This is a genomic window from Bradyrhizobium sp. SZCCHNGR1005 (genome assembly GCF_032489995.1).
Taxonomy (GTDB): Bacteria; Pseudomonadota; Alphaproteobacteria; order Rhizobiales; family Xanthobacteraceae; genus Bradyrhizobium.
This window is the reverse complement of sequence record NZ_JAUEZC010000001.1, coordinates 563,420-580,627: the sequence shown is the minus strand read 5'-3', so window position 1 is coordinate 580,627 and position 17,208 is coordinate 563,420. Positions and strand designations below refer to the sequence as shown.

15 protein-coding genes are annotated in these 17,208 nt (G+C 64.8%); 8 read left to right on the top strand and 7 right to left on the bottom strand.

Annotated elements, in window-relative coordinates:
- The first annotated feature begins 24 nt into the window (after positions 1–24).
- Together QXZ85_RS02685 and QXZ85_RS02680 are read left to right on the top strand one after the other, a co-directional pair.
- Entirely contained in the window at positions 25–768 is a 744-nt protein-coding gene (locus tag QXZ85_RS02685) for a hypothetical protein (protein ID WP_315767397.1), read from the top strand.
- Positions 752–2,089: a hypothetical protein gene (locus QXZ85_RS02680; RefSeq protein WP_315765296.1), complete on the top strand. Its 1,338-nt coding sequence runs from the start codon at positions 752–754 to the stop codon at positions 2,087–2,089. The genes QXZ85_RS02685 and QXZ85_RS02680 overlap by 17 nt, the downstream gene beginning before the upstream one ends.
- Positions 2,090–2,185: 96 nt before the next feature.
- On the opposite strand, the gene QXZ85_RS02675 is transcribed toward QXZ85_RS02680, so the two are convergent.
- The 3 genes from QXZ85_RS02675 to pgm all read right to left on the bottom strand — a co-directional run bounded on the left by QXZ85_RS02675 (position 2,186) and on the right by pgm (position 6,755).
- Positions 2,186–3,517 (bottom strand): lytic murein transglycosylase, encoded by a 1,332-nt coding sequence (locus QXZ85_RS02675; protein WP_409977832.1) that lies wholly within the window; start codon positions 3,515–3,517, stop codon positions 2,186–2,188.
- Between the two features lie 152 nt (positions 3,518–3,669).
- A complete protein-coding gene (locus QXZ85_RS02670) occupies positions 3,670–4,959 on the bottom strand; it encodes an MFS transporter (protein WP_316173448.1) in 1,290 nt (429 codons plus the stop codon).
- Positions 4,960–5,114: 155 nt separating this feature from the next.
- On the bottom strand, positions 5,115–6,755 hold the full coding sequence (gene pgm, locus QXZ85_RS02665; RefSeq protein WP_316173450.1) for a phosphoglucomutase (alpha-D-glucose-1,6-bisphosphate-dependent): 1,641 nt from the start codon (positions 6,753–6,755) through the stop codon (positions 5,115–5,117).
- Between the two features lie 327 nt (positions 6,756–7,082).
- Here pgm and QXZ85_RS02660 point away from each other — a divergent pair, with 327 nt between their 5' ends.
- On the top strand, positions 7,083–7,919 hold the full coding sequence (locus tag QXZ85_RS02660; RefSeq protein ID WP_316190050.1) for a hypothetical protein: 837 nt from the start codon (positions 7,083–7,085) through the stop codon (positions 7,917–7,919).
- Between the two features lie 180 nt (positions 7,920–8,099).
- Here QXZ85_RS02660 and QXZ85_RS02655 read toward each other — a convergent pair whose 3' ends face one another.
- From QXZ85_RS02655 to QXZ85_RS02645, 3 genes are all read right to left on the bottom strand, one after another.
- Positions 8,100–8,531, bottom strand: a complete 432-nt coding sequence (locus QXZ85_RS02655) for a hypothetical protein (RefSeq protein ID WP_316173452.1) — start codon at positions 8,529–8,531, stop codon at positions 8,100–8,102.
- A 611-nt stretch (positions 8,532–9,142) separates the two neighbouring features.
- Positions 9,143–9,280: a hypothetical protein gene (locus QXZ85_RS02650; RefSeq protein WP_315706780.1), complete on the bottom strand. Its 138-nt coding sequence runs from the start codon at positions 9,278–9,280 to the stop codon at positions 9,143–9,145.
- A gap of 1,102 nt (positions 9,281–10,382) precedes the next feature.
- Positions 10,383–11,831: a short-chain fatty acyl-CoA regulator family protein gene (locus QXZ85_RS02645; protein WP_315706779.1), complete on the bottom strand. Its 1,449-nt coding sequence runs from the start codon at positions 11,829–11,831 to the stop codon at positions 10,383–10,385.
- A gap of 215 nt (positions 11,832–12,046) precedes the next feature.
- Between QXZ85_RS02645 and QXZ85_RS02640 the strand changes: the two genes are divergently transcribed.
- From QXZ85_RS02640 to QXZ85_RS02630, 3 genes are all read left to right on the top strand, one after another.
- Complete coding sequence (locus QXZ85_RS02640; RefSeq protein ID WP_315706778.1) at positions 12,047–13,684, top strand: isocitrate lyase; 1,638 nt, start codon at positions 12,047–12,049, stop codon at positions 13,682–13,684.
- A 28-nt stretch (positions 13,685–13,712) separates the two neighbouring features.
- On the top strand, positions 13,713–13,925 hold the full coding sequence (locus QXZ85_RS02635) for a hypothetical protein (protein ID WP_315706777.1): 213 nt from the start codon (positions 13,713–13,715) through the stop codon (positions 13,923–13,925).
- A gap of 191 nt (positions 13,926–14,116) precedes the next feature.
- The gene (locus QXZ85_RS02630) at positions 14,117–14,662 is read left to right on the top strand and encodes a hypothetical protein (protein ID WP_315706776.1); all 546 of its coding nucleotides are present in this window, start codon (positions 14,117–14,119) and stop codon (positions 14,660–14,662) included.
- A 5-nt stretch (positions 14,663–14,667) separates the two neighbouring features.
- Here the strand turns inward: QXZ85_RS02630 and QXZ85_RS02625 are convergent, their stop codons facing one another.
- Positions 14,668–15,558, bottom strand: a complete 891-nt coding sequence (locus QXZ85_RS02625; protein ID WP_315765291.1) for a metallophosphoesterase — start codon at positions 15,556–15,558, stop codon at positions 14,668–14,670.
- A 128-nt stretch (positions 15,559–15,686) separates the two neighbouring features.
- Between QXZ85_RS02625 and QXZ85_RS02620 the strand changes: the two genes are divergently transcribed.
- Together QXZ85_RS02620 and QXZ85_RS02615 are read left to right on the top strand one after the other, a co-directional pair.
- Positions 15,687–16,181 carry an NUDIX domain-containing protein gene (locus tag QXZ85_RS02620; protein ID WP_315706774.1) on the top strand — a complete coding sequence of 165 codons (495 nt, stop codon included), beginning with the start codon at positions 15,687–15,689 and terminating at the stop codon, positions 16,179–16,181.
- A 75-nt stretch (positions 16,182–16,256) separates the two neighbouring features.
- Positions 16,257–17,189: a glycosyltransferase family 2 protein gene (locus QXZ85_RS02615; protein WP_316173454.1), complete on the top strand. Its 933-nt coding sequence runs from the start codon at positions 16,257–16,259 to the stop codon at positions 17,187–17,189.
- The last annotated feature ends 19 nt before the right edge of the window (positions 17,190–17,208 follow it).

Here is a 17,208-nt window from a genome sequence, read left to right as displayed (position 1 = left end):
CCGCTTAAGAACGGGAGCCGATCGATGTCGCTGCCAAAATTCTTCTCCAAACAGTTCCGCGAAGAGATGCTTTGCCATCCCGTCTGGCTGCCGGGCGAAGGCATAGTGCCGGGCGATATCGGCGTGATGCGCGACGGCATCTTCATGCGTGAGGGCAATTTCTCTGATTATACGGCGGTCACGGCGAACATCGTCGAGGAGGAAATCCCAGTCTCTTCCAAGAGCAAGTTCTCGGTCGGCGTCACCGTCTCGCTCGGGCTCGGCGCCGAGGCGAAGATTGACCCGAATGCGAAGATCGGTGGCAAGCTCAGCATCAGGCGCGGCGGTGGCGTGGTGCTGCACATCCCCAATCAGCGCCGGCGCTATATCAGCAACCTGCGCGAGGTACTACGCGCGCTCCCGTGGGGCGGCAAGGATTTCGGCGAAGATACCGTACTGGTTTCGGAGGTCCGGTTGGCAAAGGCGATCGCGCTGGTGCTGTCAGAGACCGGTGACACCAGCGTCGATCTCACCGGCAAGGCGGTGGCACTGCAAGCGCTGGATATCGCCGACGCCTCGATCTCGTTCGGTGCGACTTCGGCTGCGTCCTACACGACCTCGATAGGCGATCCGCAGGGCCAGGCCTTCTATCCCTACGGCCTGCTCCTCTACAAGGCGCGTACCGGCTTTTTTCAGGACGGCAAGGTCGTGCCACTCGAAGCGGCGCCCGGGACAGATGCCGACATGGCACCGTTCGAGGAGGTCTCGCCCTATGACGAAGAGCTTTGAGCCGGCGCTCCAATATGCGGGCGCGGCGGCCGAGGCGCTGATCGCCGGTTACGACCGCTCCAGCGGAAGTTGGGCCTTTCCGCGCTTGGGCCCGTTCTGGGATGCGGTCGCCGAGGTGCATCGACGCGGACAGCGCGGTTTTGGGCGGCGCATCGCGATCCTTGATTCGGCGTTCGACCTTTCGGTGCCCGTGCTCGCGCACGATGCGGCGGCGTGCCTGCCCAACCGCTCTGGCGCCGACCTGTCGCACGGCACTGCGGTCGCGCTGCTGGTGCGCACCGTCGCCCCCGAAGCCACGCTCGACCTCTATGCGATCGGCGGTCCTGGCGGGCCGGATCGTCACGCCGTTCGCTCCGCGCTGCGCAAGGTCGCCGCCTCAGACGCGACGGTGTTGTGCATGAGCTTCGGGGTGCCCGTGCCCATCGCTGACGTCACGCTGGTGGCCGACGCGCGGCGGTTGCTAGCAGCTCGGCCGCGGCAATGCCCCATACCCTCAGGCTGCCTGTGCGAGGCGGTCGGGTCTGTGGGGGATCGCGCGGTGTTCGCCGCGGTCGGGAATGACGCCGGCAGCCTGTTCTGCCCGGCCATGGCGCAAGCCGCCAGCGCGATCGGCTTCCAGCTCGAACGGCGCATCCCCGATCCCGAGCGCGGCGAAAGCGCCTGGGCGTCCCCGCCGAGCGGCTACAGCCAGTCGGACGCCGCCGACTACACGCTGATTCAGCCCGAGGGCGCGCTCGGTAGCAGCTTCGCAACACCCCTCATCGCTGGGGCCGCGGCCTTGCAGGAGGATTCCGCGGCGATTGCGTCAATGCAGAGAGCGTGTCACCTGGGAGCAGTGGCCGACATGTTGCTCGCTGCCTATCGTTCGAAGCGCCTCACCGACCCCGCTGAACTGGCGCCCGCGCTTGCGTTATACAAGGAGGCCCTCGCCACGTTTCCGCATCAGGCGGTTCTACGGGACGGCGCGCATTGGTGCGTAGGGTGTGCGCTGTACGGCGGTACGCTTTTCGTCAATGCAGGCTTGGCGCATCTCGAAGCGGACGATCTATCGAGCGCCGAGTCGCTTCTCCGGATCGCACGTCATATTGCGCCGCGTAGTGCGGACGCTGCCGCCAACCTGGCGACTTGTCTGATGCTACGCGCCGAAGCGATGCCCCACCGTGCCGGCATGCCGCTCTTGCGCGAGGCGGTTGCCGCTTTTGACGAGGCAATCGGGCTGCGCCCCGGCTATCGCGGCTACGACGCCGCACGGGCACGTGCGACGGCGATGCTAGCGTCGTATGGCGGTCCTGAAAACCCACCGCCCGCCATCTTGCCGTGAATGTCGAGGATCTTGTCGGTGACACGATCCCTACCGCCGCGGCGCTGCCGGTCGATCTGAACGATAGGAGCCGCAGAGGCGGCTCATGCGTTGGTTCTAGCGCGTTGCGGTGGCGGAGGCAGGCGCGGCTTGCGCCCGCGGCGTGCCGCGCATGCGGGCCAACAGCTCCGCGGTCGGCCAGGAATCCGCCGGCAGGCCGTACTTCACCTGCATCGCCTTGATCGCGATGCGGCTCTGCTGTCCGAGCACGCCATCGACCTTGCCGACATCGTAGCCGGCGCGGACCAGGAGCTGCTGCAATTCCTTGATCTCGTTGAACGGCAGTTGCGCCACCGGCCCCGTAGCCTTTCGCATCGGCGGCGCGCCGGCGATGCGGGTGGCGAGATAGGCCGCCGTGGTCGAGTAGATCAGCGAGTTGTTCCACTCGGTGTAGGCGGCGAAATTCGCGTAGGCCAGGAAGGCTGGGCCGTTCCGCCCCATCGGCAGCAGCACCGAGGCTTCGAGCGCATCGTTCGGCAGCGGTCGCCCATCGGGATAGGTGATGCCGAGGCTATTCCATTTGCTGCGCGGCGCCTTGACGGTGAGGTCGGCCTGGTCCCAGGGGAAGCTCTGCGGCACCCTGATCTCTTCGAGCCAGGGTTCGCCGCGACGCCATTTCAGCCCCGTCGCGATGTAGTTCGCGGTCGAGCCGATCACATCGGGCGCGCTGCGCAACAGGTTGCGCCGGCCGTCGCCGTCATAGTCCACCGCGTAAGTGACGTAATGCGTCGGCAGGAACTGCGTCTGGCCGAGCTCACCGGCCCAGGAGCCGATCATCTCGGACGGCGACAGATCGCCGCGGTCGATGATCTTCAGCGCGGCGATGGTCTCGTTCTGGAAGCGCTCGGACCGGCGGCAGTCATAGGCCAGCGACACCAGCGAGGGCAGCACCGGGAGCTTGCCCATGTTGGCGCCGAAGTCGCTCTCCAGGCCCCAGAACGCGGCGATCACTGCCGGCGGCACGCCATAATCCTTCTCGGCGCGGGCGAAGGCGGCGGCATAGGTGCGGATGTGCTGCTGGCCGTTCTGCATCCGGTAGTTCGCCGCCATGCGGCCGGCGAATTCGGTGAACAGCTGGCCGAACACGCGCTGGCCGCGGTCGCGGTTGACGATGCCCTGGTCGTAAGTGAGATAGGGCGAGGCTTCCGCGATCGCCCGCTGCGACACGCCCTCGGCGACCGCGCGCTGTTTCAGCTCGGCGAGGAATTGAGCAAAGCTCTGGCCGTTATGGCAGGCCGCCGCGCGCGGCGAGGGCGCTGCGGCACGATGTACGGCCGCGGCAGCCGGGCCGGGAGCCGGGGCGAATTGCGCCGATGCTGCGAAGGGCAGGGCGAGCGATGCTGCGACGGCGGTGAACATGGCTCGCAGAGCGGACGAGAAGCTTCGCATTCGGTCTCACTGATCGCAGGTTAGTCCTTGTGAAACCACAGATATCCGAACCGCGGCGAAAAGGGAAATCGCAAAAGGCGGGCCGCAAAGTCCATGGGCCGCCTGTCTCGCCGACAGGAGGCCCCCTTGGGGTCGGCAAATCGCCGCCTGTCTCATCGCGCCAGCGGCCGACGCGCAGTCTCCGGCGCCAGTGCGATGAAGGGCAGGCCGACGAGATAGATCAGCGACAGCATGGAGATCGCCAGTGGGAAGCTGCCGGTCGCGGCCGCGAGCATGCCGATCAGGGTCGGGCCGGCCGCGCCGAGGATGCGGCCGAGGCTGAACGCGAAGCCTGAGCCTGCGCCGCGCAGCATCGACGGGAACATCTCCGGCAGCCAGATCGTGAACAGGCCGAACACGCCATTGGTGAAGAAGCCGAGCACCGGCAGAGCGATAAAGAAGAGGGTCAGGCTGTCGAGACGGGCGATCGCGACTTCGTAGGCGACGACCACCGAGATCAGCGCACCGACGAAGAACAGCACGGCCGTCTTGCGGCGGCTGCCGAGGCGCTCGGTGATGGCGGGCATCAGCAGGCAGCCGAGCAGGGTGCCGACATTGGTGACGAGACCGGCGACGGCTCCCATGGCCTGCGCATGCGCGTGTGTGGCGCCGGCCGATGTCAGCTTGGTGATGATGACAGTGGGTGCCCAGAAATTCGAGGACCATAGGCCGAAGATGATGCAGGCCATCATCATCGCCGCGGCCCAGGTCGTCTGCGCCTGGCCGGACGCGAACAGCGCCGTGACGGATTGCTGGCTCGGGTCGAGCGGTCGCGAGCGCTGCGGTTCGGGGACGTTGAGGCGCAGATAGGCAATCAGCAGAGCCGGCAGGATGCCGAGGAGGAACATGCCGCGCCAACCCAGCGTTCCGGCCGCCCCGAGCGCGACCAGTGCCGCCAGGAACAATCCCGTTGGCGTCGCCGTATGCAGCCAGCCCGCGTACCGCACGCGGGTTTCTTCCGGCACGGATTCATGCAGCAGCGGCGTGCCGGCGGCCCACTCTCCGCCGATGCCGAAGCCGGCGATGAAGCGGAAGATCGCGAACATCACGATGCCGGTGGAGAGGCCGCATAATGCGGTGAACAGCGAATAGACCAGCACCGTCCAGCACATGATGCGGACGCGACCGTAGCGGTCGGCAGCCCAGCCCCACACCATCGAGCAGGCCCAGCCCAGCATGAAGATCGAGAACAGGATGCCGCCATACAGTCCGATATTGGCAGGGCTTACTGCGATCCCGCTGAGCGGCAGGAGCTCGCTCAGCGCGGCGACCAGGACATAGCCGTAGATCGAGGAATCGAAGCCGTCGAGCATCCATCCGAGCCACGTGACCCAAAAGATCTTGCGGGGCGAAACGGCAGATGGTGCCGTAGCCGCAGACGCGGCGACGCCGGTGATGGTCATGTCTCCTCCCTGGAGCACTTTGTTGTTTGTGGGAGGAGTATGACCGGCTTTACGCGGCGCGACACCCGTCGCAAATGGAATGGAGCGTGGCGAATAGCGAATGGGGCGTAGCGAATTGGAGGAGAGTTCTTCCCTGACGCGCTACTCCCCCTTTTTCACCCCACCCGCGCCAGTGCGGCCTGTGCGTCCTCTTGAATCCGCTTCAGATGCGCGGCGTCGCGAAAGCTTTCGGCGTAGAGCTTGTTGACGTCCTCGGTGCCCGACGGGCGGGCGGCGAACCAGCCATAGTCGGTCTCGACCTTGATGCCGCCGAAGGACTGCCCGTTGCCCGGCGCCTTGGTATGCACCATGCGCACCGGATCGCCGGCGAGCTCCGTCAGGTTGAGCTTGTCCGGCGTCAGCGCCTTCAGCGCGGCCTTCTGCGGCGGCGTGGCCGGCACATCGATCCGCTCATAGACGGGCGCGCCGAGTTCAGCCGTTAGTTCCTTGTAGAGCTCGCTCGGGTCGCGGCCACGCTTGGCCATGATCTCGGCGGCGAGCAGGCCGAGGATGATGCCGTCCTTGTCGGTGGTCCACACCGTGCCGTCGCGCTTGAGGAACGAGGCACCGGCGCTTTCCTCGCCGGCGAAGCCGAACGATCCGGAGCCCAAGCCCTCCACGAACCATTTGAAGCCGACCGGCGTCTCGACCAGCTTGCGGTTCAGCTTGCGCGCGACGCGGTCGATGATCGAGGAGGAGACGACGGTCTTGCCGATCGCCGCGTCGGCGCGCCAGTTCGGCCGATGCGTGAACAGGTAGGCGATCGCGGTCGCGAGGTAATGGTTCGGGTTCATCAGCCCGCCCGTGCGGGTGACGATGCCATGGCGGTCGGCGTCGGTATCGTTGGCGAAGGCGACGTCGAACTTCTCGCGCATGCCGATCAGGCTCGCCATCGCGTAGGGCGAGGAGCAGTCCATCCGGATCTTGCCGTCCCAATCCACGGTCATGAAACGGAAGGTCGGATCGACCAGATCGTTCACGATCTCGGCGTTGATCCCGTATCGCGCGATGATCGGCTGCCAGAAATGCACGGCGGCGCCGCCGAGCGGATCGATGCCGATCCTGACGCCGGCCGATTTGATCGCGGCGAGATCGACGACATTGGCGAGGTCCTCGACATAGGGCGTGACGTAGTCGTGCAGGTGCACCGAGCCCTGCTTGCGGGCCTTCGCGTAGGTGATCCGGGAGATGCCGGCGAGCTCGTTGGCCAGATAGATGTTGGCCTGCCGCTCGATCTCGCCGGTGGCGTCGGTATCGGCCGGCCCGCCATGCGGCGGATTGTATTTGTAGCCGCCGTCCTCGGGCGGATTGTGCGACGGCGTGATGACGACGCCATCGGCGAGATGCTCCGTGCGCCCCTTGTTGTAGGAGATGATCGCGTGCGAGACGACAGGCGTCGGCGTATAGCCGCCATTGGCATCGATCATCACGTCGACGCCATTGGCGGCGAACACCTCCAGCGCGCTCGCCAGCGCCGGCTCGGCCAGCGCATGGGTGTCGATGCCGATGAAGAGAGGACCGTCCAGGCCTTGCTGGCGACGGTAGTCGCAGATCGCTTGGGTGGTGGCGAGGATGTGGTCCTCGTTGAAGCCGGTCTTCAGCGACGAGCCGCGGTGGCCCGAGGTGCCGAAGGCAACGCGCTGGGTGGGCTCGGTGGGATCGGGCTTGAGCGCGTAATAGGCCGTGATCAGCCTCGGAATGTTGGCAAGCGCGGCGCTGGTGGCGGGCTTGCCGGCGGCGGGGTCAATCTTCGGCATCGAACGTCCTTCGCAAGTTCGAAACGGCTGCAGCGGCACTTGGTTCCGCTGACGTTCTGGTAGCGCAGCGAAACAAGGCCGCGCCGTCACGTCATATGCGTGAGCTCATGAGATTACCATGGCTGGCGGCGTCCATTCGATCAACGGAAAACCACCGTGACGCGTCCGTCCGCTGTGCCATGAGGCATCATTAACCACGCCGCCGTACGGCGCCGGCCGCATAAGCCTGGACTTAACGCTTGGTCGAAAAGATTGGGGGCGTAACGCAACACGCGCGCAACGGGACCGGGTGCGTCAACAATTGGGGAGCAGCAAATGAGAGCGCTTATGATAGGCGCCCTGGCCTTGACAGTCGCTGGCTGCAGCCATTCAGCTCCGCAGCAATCCGCTGCGCCATGCGTCAATCTGAATGGCACGGCCTGTGCGCCGGAGCCGCCTGCAGGCCAGCTTGCGGGTGTGGAGCAGGGCACACAGCATCGTTCAGCCGCAGCCCGCCATGCTCCGTCTTCCAACCGCCGTGTTGCTCGACACCGGCCAGCCGTTCATCGCACGATCAAGCCCAAGGTCGCCCATGCGAGCCCGGCCGCGGAGGTTGCCAAGCCGATATCGGTCGCGACGGCCGCACCCGCTCCCCAGGTCGCCGTCCAGCCATCGCAGCCAGCCCAGCCGCAGCCAGCCCAGCCGCAGTCAGCACAGCCACAGCCAGCACAGCCGAGGCAGAGCGGTAGCGGTGAAGCACGCGCGGCCGGCATTGCCAGTCCCGACAAGGTTCAGGAGCAGGTGACGGTTGCGACAGCGCTTGCCGAGCGCATGACCGCGATTGCCTCGGCAACCGCATCGGCCCAGGCGGATGACAAGACGAAGGGACGGCTTGTCGCCGTGCTGCTGGCAGGACCAACCGTCAAGGCGGTCTCGGAGCTGCGCGGCAAGGTGATCGCGATCGATGATCGCTACGTCGCCTCGAACGGGCGGATCACGACGGCCATCGCTGCGGCCGGCGCTCCGGAGGTGCTCGTGCTGGAAGGCCAGTCGACGGCCATCAGCCGGCTGACCAGTGGCGAAGTCGCCGCCGCCGTCGTCGCGCTGGTCACGCCCGAGGTCGCGGAAGCGTTTCCCAAGATCGCGGGTTTGACGTTGTTCGAGGTCCCGCTGCCCACCCGCTAGGCGTGATCACCCCGCGCGGCGTCACGTTGCGCTCGCGCTCGCCGGCTGCGGCAGCGCGACGCCTTGGACGGCGGCAAGGCCGTTCGGGAAGGATGCGGCCGATGCTGGCCGCCTCGAGCGAGTCGCCGCGCGAGACGAGCCGGAAAGTATGAAGCTGTGGTCGGAGGCGCGCGACGCCGTTCAGGCGGCTTTCTTGGAAGCCTTTTTTGTGCCCGTCTTCGTCGTCGGTTTCTTGGCTGCCTTCTTGGCCACCTTGTTGGCGACCTTGGCACCGGCTTGCGACTCAGGGGCCTTCCGGCTCGGCTTCTCCGCCTTCTTCCCGGCGACCTTTTCAGTGGCTTTGGGCAACTCGGCGGCGGCAGCCTGGCGCATGGCGCGGGCATAGGAGTCGGCGGCATTGTCGGCCGAGAGCAGGAGCCGGCGTGCGGCCGAATTGGCCTGCTCGATGACCTCCCGCGCCAGCATCTTGTAACGTTCCTTGGCGTCCTTGTCCTTGGCCTTGACGGCCATGCCGCTGAAGCGGTCGCGCCGCTTCTTCGCCGCCGCCAGAATGGTCTTGTTCTGTTGTTTGGCCAGCTGCCGGATCACGGCATCCAGGTCGGCATCCGCCATAGTCTTCCTCAATCGTCCCTAGGAATCACAAAACACGCGTCATCACGAATCAGCCGAATTCAACGGCTGAAAGCGCGCGGGACTATGCAGTTCTGTCTCCCGATTGGCAATCGGGGGAGGGCCGTGCCGTCCGAGATGGTAAAGCAGCTGTCAGCGGACGCGATCCGCAGTCTGTTCGATGGCGTGCTTGTAAGGAAGCAAGTGCCGTGCGCGCACCGCGCGTTGAGGGGGGGGCTCGCGGGTCGTCGCCGGCACAGGCCCGGCCGTGCGTGACGTCGCGGACAGGTGAACCTCGGCCGGCTTTGCGCGGGCTGCGTCATCCGTTTTCCCTCATCTATGGGTCCGGGAAGCGGACCGCGGCGAAGAAACGCCGCGCTGGGCTCGATTCGAGCTTGCGGCTCTGGATCATTCTCGACGGATACATCAGGACATGATGGGCCGATCGCTTTATCTCGACGATCATGCGCCTAAAAAACTCATTATACCTGCATTTTCAGTCGGATCACCTCTGTCCAGTCCTGCTGCGATTAGATTTCTTATTTTTAGAAATTGTGGTTCCCTGTGTCCATCACGCCGTGCAGCCGCAAGCAGGTGGTAGATTGGTTGACTGACTACCTTCTTGCTTCTTGCGCCGAGTTGTATTCACCTGCCTTAAAAGGGAGAATGACTGTGCGGTGGTTGACGTTGATCGGCTTTGCGTTGGCTCTGGCGTCGGCAGCGCTCTCATCGAAATAGCCCATCAGCGCCATTGCGTATATCGCTCCCGAATAGCCGCAGCTTCAGTTTGGATATTCAGTTGTTCGAGTCGTCGTATCCGCTAAAATAGCCGGTATCTGTCCACGATGGCACTTTTGGCGCTCGGTGGCTCGTTTAGGACCATTGCGCCTAGTGAAACGTTTCGTGCAGCTCGATTTTGCTTTTCACGGCACTTCGTTTTGCTTTCAAGACGAACCACCTCGGCGCAGGAAACATTGCTCGTTCCAGCAAAATTGGTGATCACCTCGGCATGCCTCGGCCGGGCGCAGCTGTTGCGGTCGATCTGCTCGCGCCTAAAAACTAATTTTGCTCGGGATTTCAATCCGATCACCCCTGTCCAGTCTCTAACTGAAAAATATTCCTGTTTCTATTTTTCAGAAATTGTGTTTGTCTATGCGCATCCCGCCTCGATCAAGAGGGGCGTTTCGCGATCGTCACAAACGTTGGGTGCGGGATGCGGTGGGCGTGTCGGGCTGCAGCGTGATCTCATCATGCCGACGAACAGTCCGATGTGCACGGTCAAGCCGCGTGGTCCTGGCATCCCGGTGCTGATGCCAAGTTCGCGCCGACGTTTGCGCGGGCGACAGGGGCAAGAACGCCGGTCCCTGGGGAGAGCGCGGAGTAAGCCGTAAAGCCATCGCGCAGGGAAGGCCGGGATGTCTCGGCCGAACCTGTGGTTCCTGCCCCGTGCTTTTCATTCGCACGGGGGCCATGGGGGCGGCGAGCTCCCGGCCTTCCCTGCGCCCTCGATATTGAAGAGGGCGAAACGAATAGCAAAGCTCGGACGCAGATGCGCCGCGAGAAGATCGAACTCGTCTGCATCAGAGGCAAGGGTGTAGGTGTTACGATGATTGTCGAGCCTTGCTCGTCATGGATCGCGAGGACGAAGCCGCAATCACAGCGTCGTCCCGGGCGTAGACCCGGGACCCATAACCACAAATGGTGTTGGTGTGCGAGAGCTCACCGCGCCTCTGCCACGAACGCATCCTGTGGGTATGGGTCCCCGCGTTCGCGGGGACGACACCGAGTTCTGCGTTACGTGCATTCGGCTTCTCTGCGCACCGAGCCTCGGACCGAGAGGGTGTGATGCAGCGCTCACAACTCCCGTGCATTGCTGAACGCGAACGAGCTGACGCGTCGCGTCGTCTCGTCCAGGATCAAGGTGCGCGTGATCGGCGGCTCGGCCCGCTGGCTGCAGTTCTCGCGCTCGCAGAGCCGGCAGTTGACGCCGATCGGCGTGCCCTCGGTCTTTTCGAGATCCGTGCCGGCGGCATAGACCAGCTTCGCGGCATGGCGGATCTCGCATCCCAAGCCGATCGCAAAGCGCGGTTGCGGATGGGGATGCGGCGCGACCGGGCGCCGGACCATCTGCGCGATCGAGAAATAGCGGGTGCCGTCCGGCAGCTCGATCACCTGCTTGAGCAGCCGGTCCGGCGTGTCGAATGTCGAATGCACGTTCCACAGCGGGCAGGTGCCGCCGAATTTCGAGAACGGGAACGTGCCCGAGGAGAAACGCTTGGAGACGTTGCCGGCGTTGTCCACGCGCAGCATGAAGAAGGGAATGCCGCGCGCGTTCGGCCGCGACAGCGTGGTCAGGCGGTGGCAGACCTGCTCGAACCCGGTCAGGAAGCGCTGCGCCAGCACGTTGATGTCGTAGCTGAGCTGCTCGGCCGCGGCGAGAAAGGCGGGGTAGGGCATCATGACCGCGGCGGCGTAGTAGTTCGCGAGCGTGATGCGGTAGAGCCGGCGCGCGGTGTCGTCGAGGCTGCCGGCACGGCCGACGATGGCCTGGATCTGCTGGCCGCATTCGGCCATGCCGAGCTGGAAGGCGAGCTGGAAGGTGCGGCCGGGGGAATCGATCAGCTCGGAAATCAGCAGCTGGCGGCGGTGGCGGTCGAAGCGCCGCAAGGTCTCGCGCATGACGTCGACCGGCATGATGCGGCTGACGATGCCGTGTTTCTCGCGCAGCCGCGCGGCGAGCGCGGCATAGAGACCCTCGGCCGGGACATTCAGTTCGTCGCGCAACGTCTCCGCCGCCTGCTCGAGCTCGGCGAAGTAGTTGCGGTTGGCCTCGATCAGGTCGCGCACGCGCTCGATCGGGTTGGCCTCGAAGCGGGCGCCGCCCTCGTTGCGATCGGCCATCTGCGCCGCCACCAGGGTCTCGCCGCGCCGCGCCTCGGTATAGGCGGCATAGAGCCGCTGCAGCGCATGGGTCACGCCCGGGCACAGCTCGGCGAGATCGCGCAGCTCCTGCTTCGGCAGGTCGATCTGCCGGAACAGCGGATCGGAGAAGATCTCGTTCAGCTCGGCGAAGAAGCGGTCCTCGTCGGCGGTGGCGAGGTCGCGGAGGTCGAGGTCGTAGGTTTCGGCCAGCCGCAGCAGGATCTGCGCCGTGACCGGGCGCTGGTTGCGCTCGATCAGGTTGACATAGCTCGGCGAGATACCGAGCCCTTCGGCGATCTGGGTCTGCGACAGGCCCAATTGCTGGCGGATCCGCCGAAAGCGGGGCCCAACGAACAGTTTCTTCCCGGATTCAGCTGCCATCGTCCGTCCCGAATGTCAGTCTTGCTGACCTATATTGTGACAAAATTTACAAAATGACATTTGTTACAAGTGGTGATGTTACATGACATCACCATTCGAATACAAGCCATCTATACGAACTTCCTGGATTCGCGTTTAGCTCTGGTCACGTATTTCGCGATGCACTGTCAAAAATGTCGAGAGTGCAAACGGTCGTAACGAAGAGGATCAAGCACATGAATTACCAGCCGCGCGGCATCAATGACCAAGCTGTCCAGGGCCCGATCTCCTATCTGAGCGAGGTCGCAGCCGCCGAGGCGCTGCTCAAGACCCAGCCGACCTGGAACGGCGTCACCGCCGAGGCCGTGGCGCGCATGCGTCTGCAGAACCGCTTCAAGACCGGTCTCGACGTCGCCCGCTACACCGCGGCGCTGATGCGCGCCGACATGGCGGCCTATGACAAAGATCCCACCAAGTACACCCAATCGCTCGGGTGCTGGCATGGCTTCATCGCGCAGCAGAAGCTGATCTCGGTCAAGAAGCACTTCGGCACGACCGATCGGCGCTATATGTATCTGTCCGGCTGGATGATCGCCGCGCTTCGATCGGAATTCGGGCCGCTGCCCGATCAGTCGATGCATGAGAAGACCGCCGTGCCGGCCCTGATCGAGGAGCTCTATACCTTCCTGCGTCAGGCCGACTCGCGCGAACTCAACGACATCTTCCGCAGCCTCGATGCGGCCCGCAAGGCCGGCGACAAGGCGAAGGAAGCGGCGCTGATCGAGAAGATCGACAATTTCCAGACCCATGTCGTCCCCGTCATCGCCGACATCGACGCCGGCTTCGGCAATGCCGAGGCGACCTACCTGCTCGCCAAGAAGATGATCGAGGCGGGCGCCTGCGCCCTGCAGATCGAGAACCAGGTCTCCGACGAGAAGCAGTGCGGTCACCAGGACGGCAAGGTCACCGTGCCGCACGAGGTGTTCCTGGCCAAGATCCGCGCCTGCCGTCACGCCTTCCTCGAACTCGGCGTCGAAGACGGCATCGTCGTGACCCGCACCGACTCGCTCGGCGCCGGCCTCACGCAGCAGATCGCGGTCAGCCACAAGCCCGGCGACCTCGGCGACCAGTACAACAGCTTCCTGGATTGCGAGGACGTGACGCCGGAGACGGCCCGCAACGGCGACGTCATCATCAACCGGAACGGCAAGATGATGCGTCCGAAGCGGCTGGCCTCCAACCTCTACCAGTTCCGTCCCGGCACCGGTGAGGACCGCTGCGTGCTCGACTGCATCACCTCGTTGCAGAACGGCGCCGACCTCTTGTGGATCGAGACCGAGAAGCCGCATATCGAGCAGATCGCCAAGATGGTCGATCGCATTCGCGAGGTCGTGCCGAACGCGAAGCTCGCCTACAACAACTCGCCGTCCTTCAACTGGACCCTCAACTTCCGTTGGCAGGTCTACGACGCGATGAAGGAAGCCGGCAAGGACGTCAGCCAGTACAACCGTGCCGAGCTGATGAAGGCGGAGTACGACAACACGCCGCTGGCGATCGAGGCCGACGAGCGCATCCGCACCTTCCAGGCGGATTCGGCCAAGCGCGCCGGCATCTTCCATCACCTGATCACGCTGCCGACCTATCACACGGCCGCGCTGTCGACCGACAATCTGTCTCGCGAATATTTCGGTGAGCAGGGCATGCTGGGCTACGTGAAGAACGTGCAGCGCGCGGAGATCCGTCAGGGCATCGCCTGCGTCAAGCACCAGAACATGGCCGGCTCCGACATCGGCGACGACCACAAGGAGTACTTCGCCGGCGAAGCCGCTCTGAAGGCGGGCGGCGCCCACAACACGATGAACCAGTTCGGCTAGCAATCCGTTCGGCTACAGGAGACTGACAATGACCAAAGGCAGCAATTTCTGGGTGATTGGCGGCGAGTTCGGCTCGATGAACTTCCACAAGCTCGTGGAAGGGTCGGCCCAGGTCAAAGGCCCTTTCAAGACGCGCAAGGAAGCCGAGGACTGCTGGCGCGAGGTGTCGGAAGAGCACCGCCACAAGGCCGGCGTGCGGTTCTCGATCGTCGAGGAACCGCAGCGCGCCCCCGCCGCTTGATCGGCGTCGGGTATCTGCATCAAGTTAAGCCCAAGGACGGGGCGGTCTCATCCGGTGAACGCCGGGCGGGGCCGCCCACGTCCATTTCGATACATGTAAGTGCTTGGAAATAATAAGCGTTTGCGCAAATTCGCGTAGCTGCTAGGCTGCCGGGCAGAGAGCCTTTGAAAGCCGGAGCTGCGAAGCCAGTCATGTCCCAGGTGCCCGATAGTGGTCACGAAGCCCGTCCCGTGCGGCTGCGCGAGGCGCTGCGGCAGGCGCGGATCGAGGCCGCCGACCGCACCGGCGTCGTGGTCGACCTGCGCGACGCGGAGGTGGCGCGGCTGGAGATCCTGAACGAGGCACTCGACCCGCTGTTCGAACAGGTCCCGGGCGACATCGATCTGTTCGATCGCGGCATCAGCCAAGGCGAGACGCCGCGGCTGTGGATCGACGTGGTCGCCCATGTCACGATGGGCCGCGACAAGCGGCAGTATCGCTTCGTGCAGGACACCCGCAACGGCCGCATCGTGATCGCGGAATCGCATGAGGCGGCGGCGATCGTGCGGGCGGTGACCGACTACGTCGCCCGGCGCATGGTGGAGCGCGAGCGCGCCTTCAGCCTGCCGCGCGAGCCTGCACCGATCGCGGAGGCGCCGCGCCGGCGCCGCGGAGTCTGGCTGTTCCTGCTCGGCTTCCTGCTCGGCGGACTGGCGCTGTTCGGTCTTGCGCTGCTCGCCTCGCTGCAGCTGATCTGATCGCTTCAGAACAGCCGGACCTGCCGGATCTCGCGCACGCGCAGCGCGTCGTTGATCCCGCGCACCGTCATGTCGCAGCGCCAGTGATTACCCTCGCGCGCGATGGCGAAGAGGTTGTAGGCCGCGGCCGGATAATGCCCATGCGCGATGCTCGACGCCGACGGCACGCCGACCACGGGGATCTGGCGCTCGGGCCCGTCGATCCAGACCGTCGAATGGACATGGTCGTGGCCGTGCAGGATCAGCTCGACGCCGTGGCGCTTCAGCAGCGCGATCAGATCGGCGGCGTCCGTCAGCCACTTCATGCGGTTGGTCGAGCGCAGCGGATGATGCACCAGCAGCACCCGGAACACCTGCTCGGTCGACAGTGTCTCCAGTAGCCGCTCCAGTGCGGCCAGTTGTTCGGGTCCAATCCGCCCGGTGGCCATGAAGGGCGCCGTGGGCACGGCGGACGACAGGCTGATCAGCGCCAGCGGCCCCCGCCGGCGCAGGGAAGGAAAGCTGGGCGGGCCGACGGCATTCTCGTCGCCGCAGAAATAGTCGGCGAAGCTCTTGGCAAAGTGCAGCCGGGTCTGGCGCACATAGGCGTCATGATTGCCGGGGATCGCGGTGACGCGATCCGGCGGCCCGATTGTTTTGAGCCACGCCAGCGCCAGCGGAAACTCCGCCTCCATGGCGAAATTGACGAGGTCGCCGGTGACCGCGATCTGGTTCGGCGTCTGCGTGTGCAGGTCCGAGACCAGCACGTCGAGCACGTCGCGGCGGTGATATTTGTAGCGGTTGCGTGTCCAGTTGATGTAGCCGAGCGCGCGCTTGCCGGCGAGCTCGATCAAGCGCGGCCGCGGCAGCGGCGAAAGATGCGGGTCGGAAAGATGCGCCAGCGTGAACGCCGCCATGATCGGTCTGCCTGTCGACGATCGGCACCGGGGCGCCGCGATCGTGAGGTGGTGTCCGGAAGGTCACGGCTCTATTGGCAAGCCTGCGGCGCCGGTGCAAGGATAACCGGCAAACCCTGGATGCGGCGGTGACAAGTCCAAACAATTTGCGCACTCGGCTCGAGCCCTGGTTGCGGCACGTGTTCCACCTGTATTGGCGCTTTGCCCGCGGCATGACGCTCGGTGTCCGCGCGGTCGTGCTCGACGCGGACAATCGGGTCTTCATGGTCCGGCACAGCTATGTCTCCGGCTGGCATCTGCCGGGCGGCGGCGTCGAAGTCGGCGAGACCTTTGCCGAGGCGCTGGAGCGGGAGCTGCTCGAGGAGGGACGGATTGCCCTCGCCGGCGAGCCTGTCCTGCACGGCATCTTCCTCAACAGTCACGTTTCGCGGCGCGACCATGTCGCGGTGTTCATCGTTAAGGATTTCACCCAGGACCGGCTGCCCGAGCCCAACCACGAGATCGTCGAGACCGGCTTTTTTTCCATTGACGGCCTGCCGGAGGGTACCACGCTCGGCACGCTGTCGCGCATCCGCGAGGTGCTACACGGCGTTAAGATCATTCCGACCTGGCGCCCGGGATAACGCGGTGGCCAATCCGCCGTTATGACTTTTTGCACCGAAATGGCTGCAGGCTCTCCCACCAGGGGAGTTGGGCCAATGATACCACCATCGTTACGGATCGCCGTGCTGGTGCCCTGCTACAATGAGGCGGCGGCTGTGGCCTCCGTGGTCAAGGGATTCAAGCAGGCGCTGCCCACGGCGACCGTTTACGTCTACGACAACAATTCGAAGGACCGTACCATCGACATCGCGCGCGAGGCGGGGGCCGAGGTGCGCAGCGAGCGGCGGCAGGGCAAGGGCCACGTGGTCCGCCGCATGTTCGCCGACGTCGATGCTGACATCTACGTGCTGGTCGACGGCGATGCCACCTACGATGCGCCGAGTGCGCCGCGGATGATCGAGCGCCTCGTCAGCGAACATCTCGACATGGTGGTCGGCTTGCGGGTGGACCAGGAGCAGGCGGCCTACCGAATGGGTCACCGTACCGGCAACTGGATGCTGACGCGGTTCCTGGCCGAGGTGTTCGGCCAGGCGTTCAAGGATATCCTGTCGGGCTATCGCGTGTTCTCGCGCCGGTTCGTCAAATCCTTCCCCGTCCTGTCCGACGGCTTCGAGATCGAGACCGAGCTCAGCGTGCATGCGCTGGAGCTGGCGCTGCCGGTCGCGGAAATCGCAACGCCCTATTACGCGCGGCCCGAAGGCTCCGTTTCGAAGCTGAACACCTGGCGGGATGGCTTCCGGATCCTCGGCACGATCCTCAAACTCTACCGCTCGGAGAAGCCTTTACGCTTTTTCGGCGTCATCGGGATCTTCTTCGCGCTGATCTCCATCGGTTTCGCGATCCCTGTGTTCGTCACCTATCTCGAGACCGGGCTCGTTCCACGGCTGCCGACGGCCGTGCTGTCCATGGGCCTGATGATCATGGCGCTGCTGTCGGCCTCGTCGGGCCTGGTGCTGGATACGGTCACGCGCGGCCGGCGCGAGATGAAACTGCTCGCCTATCTGTCACAATCGCCCGTCGTAGGCTGACCTCTCGTGTGAGGTGCTG

Excerpts from the sequence above, each read along its gene's own strand:
- QXZ85_RS02685 (WP_315767397.1), top strand. The coding sequence starts at position 25 with ATGTCGCTGCCAAAATTCTTCTCCAAACAGTTCCGCGAAGAGATGCTT.
- QXZ85_RS02680 (WP_315765296.1), top strand. The coding sequence starts at position 752 with ATGACGAAGAGCTTTGAGCCGGCGCTCCAATATGCGGGCGCGGCGGCC.
- QXZ85_RS02675 (WP_409977832.1), bottom strand. The coding sequence starts at position 3,517 with ATGCGAAGCTTCTCGTCCGCTCTGCGAGCCATGTTCACCGCCGTCGCA.
- QXZ85_RS02670 (WP_316173448.1), bottom strand. The coding sequence starts at position 4,959 with ATGACCATCACCGGCGTCGCCGCGTCTGCGGCTACGGCACCATCTGCC.
- pgm (WP_316173450.1), bottom strand. The coding sequence starts at position 6,755 with ATGCCGAAGATTGACCCCGCCGCCGGCAAGCCCGCCACCAGCGCCGCG.
- QXZ85_RS02660 (WP_316190050.1), top strand. The coding sequence starts at position 7,083 with ATGATAGGCGCCCTGGCCTTGACAGTCGCTGGCTGCAGCCATTCAGCT.
- QXZ85_RS02655 (WP_316173452.1), bottom strand. The coding sequence starts at position 8,531 with ATGGCGGATGCCGACCTGGATGCCGTGATCCGGCAGCTGGCCAAACAA.
- QXZ85_RS02650 (WP_315706780.1), bottom strand. The coding sequence starts at position 9,280 with ATGGCGCTGATGGGCTATTTCGATGAGAGCGCTGCCGACGCCAGAGCC.
- QXZ85_RS02645 (WP_315706779.1), bottom strand. The coding sequence starts at position 11,831 with ATGGCAGCTGAATCCGGGAAGAAACTGTTCGTTGGGCCCCGCTTTCGG.
- QXZ85_RS02640 (WP_315706778.1), top strand. The coding sequence starts at position 12,047 with ATGAATTACCAGCCGCGCGGCATCAATGACCAAGCTGTCCAGGGCCCG.
- QXZ85_RS02635 (WP_315706777.1), top strand. The coding sequence starts at position 13,713 with ATGACCAAAGGCAGCAATTTCTGGGTGATTGGCGGCGAGTTCGGCTCG.
- QXZ85_RS02630 (WP_315706776.1), top strand. The coding sequence starts at position 14,117 with ATGTCCCAGGTGCCCGATAGTGGTCACGAAGCCCGTCCCGTGCGGCTG.
- QXZ85_RS02625 (WP_315765291.1), bottom strand. The coding sequence starts at position 15,558 with ATGGCGGCGTTCACGCTGGCGCATCTTTCCGACCCGCATCTTTCGCCG.
- QXZ85_RS02615 (WP_316173454.1), top strand. The coding sequence starts at position 16,257 with ATGATACCACCATCGTTACGGATCGCCGTGCTGGTGCCCTGCTACAAT.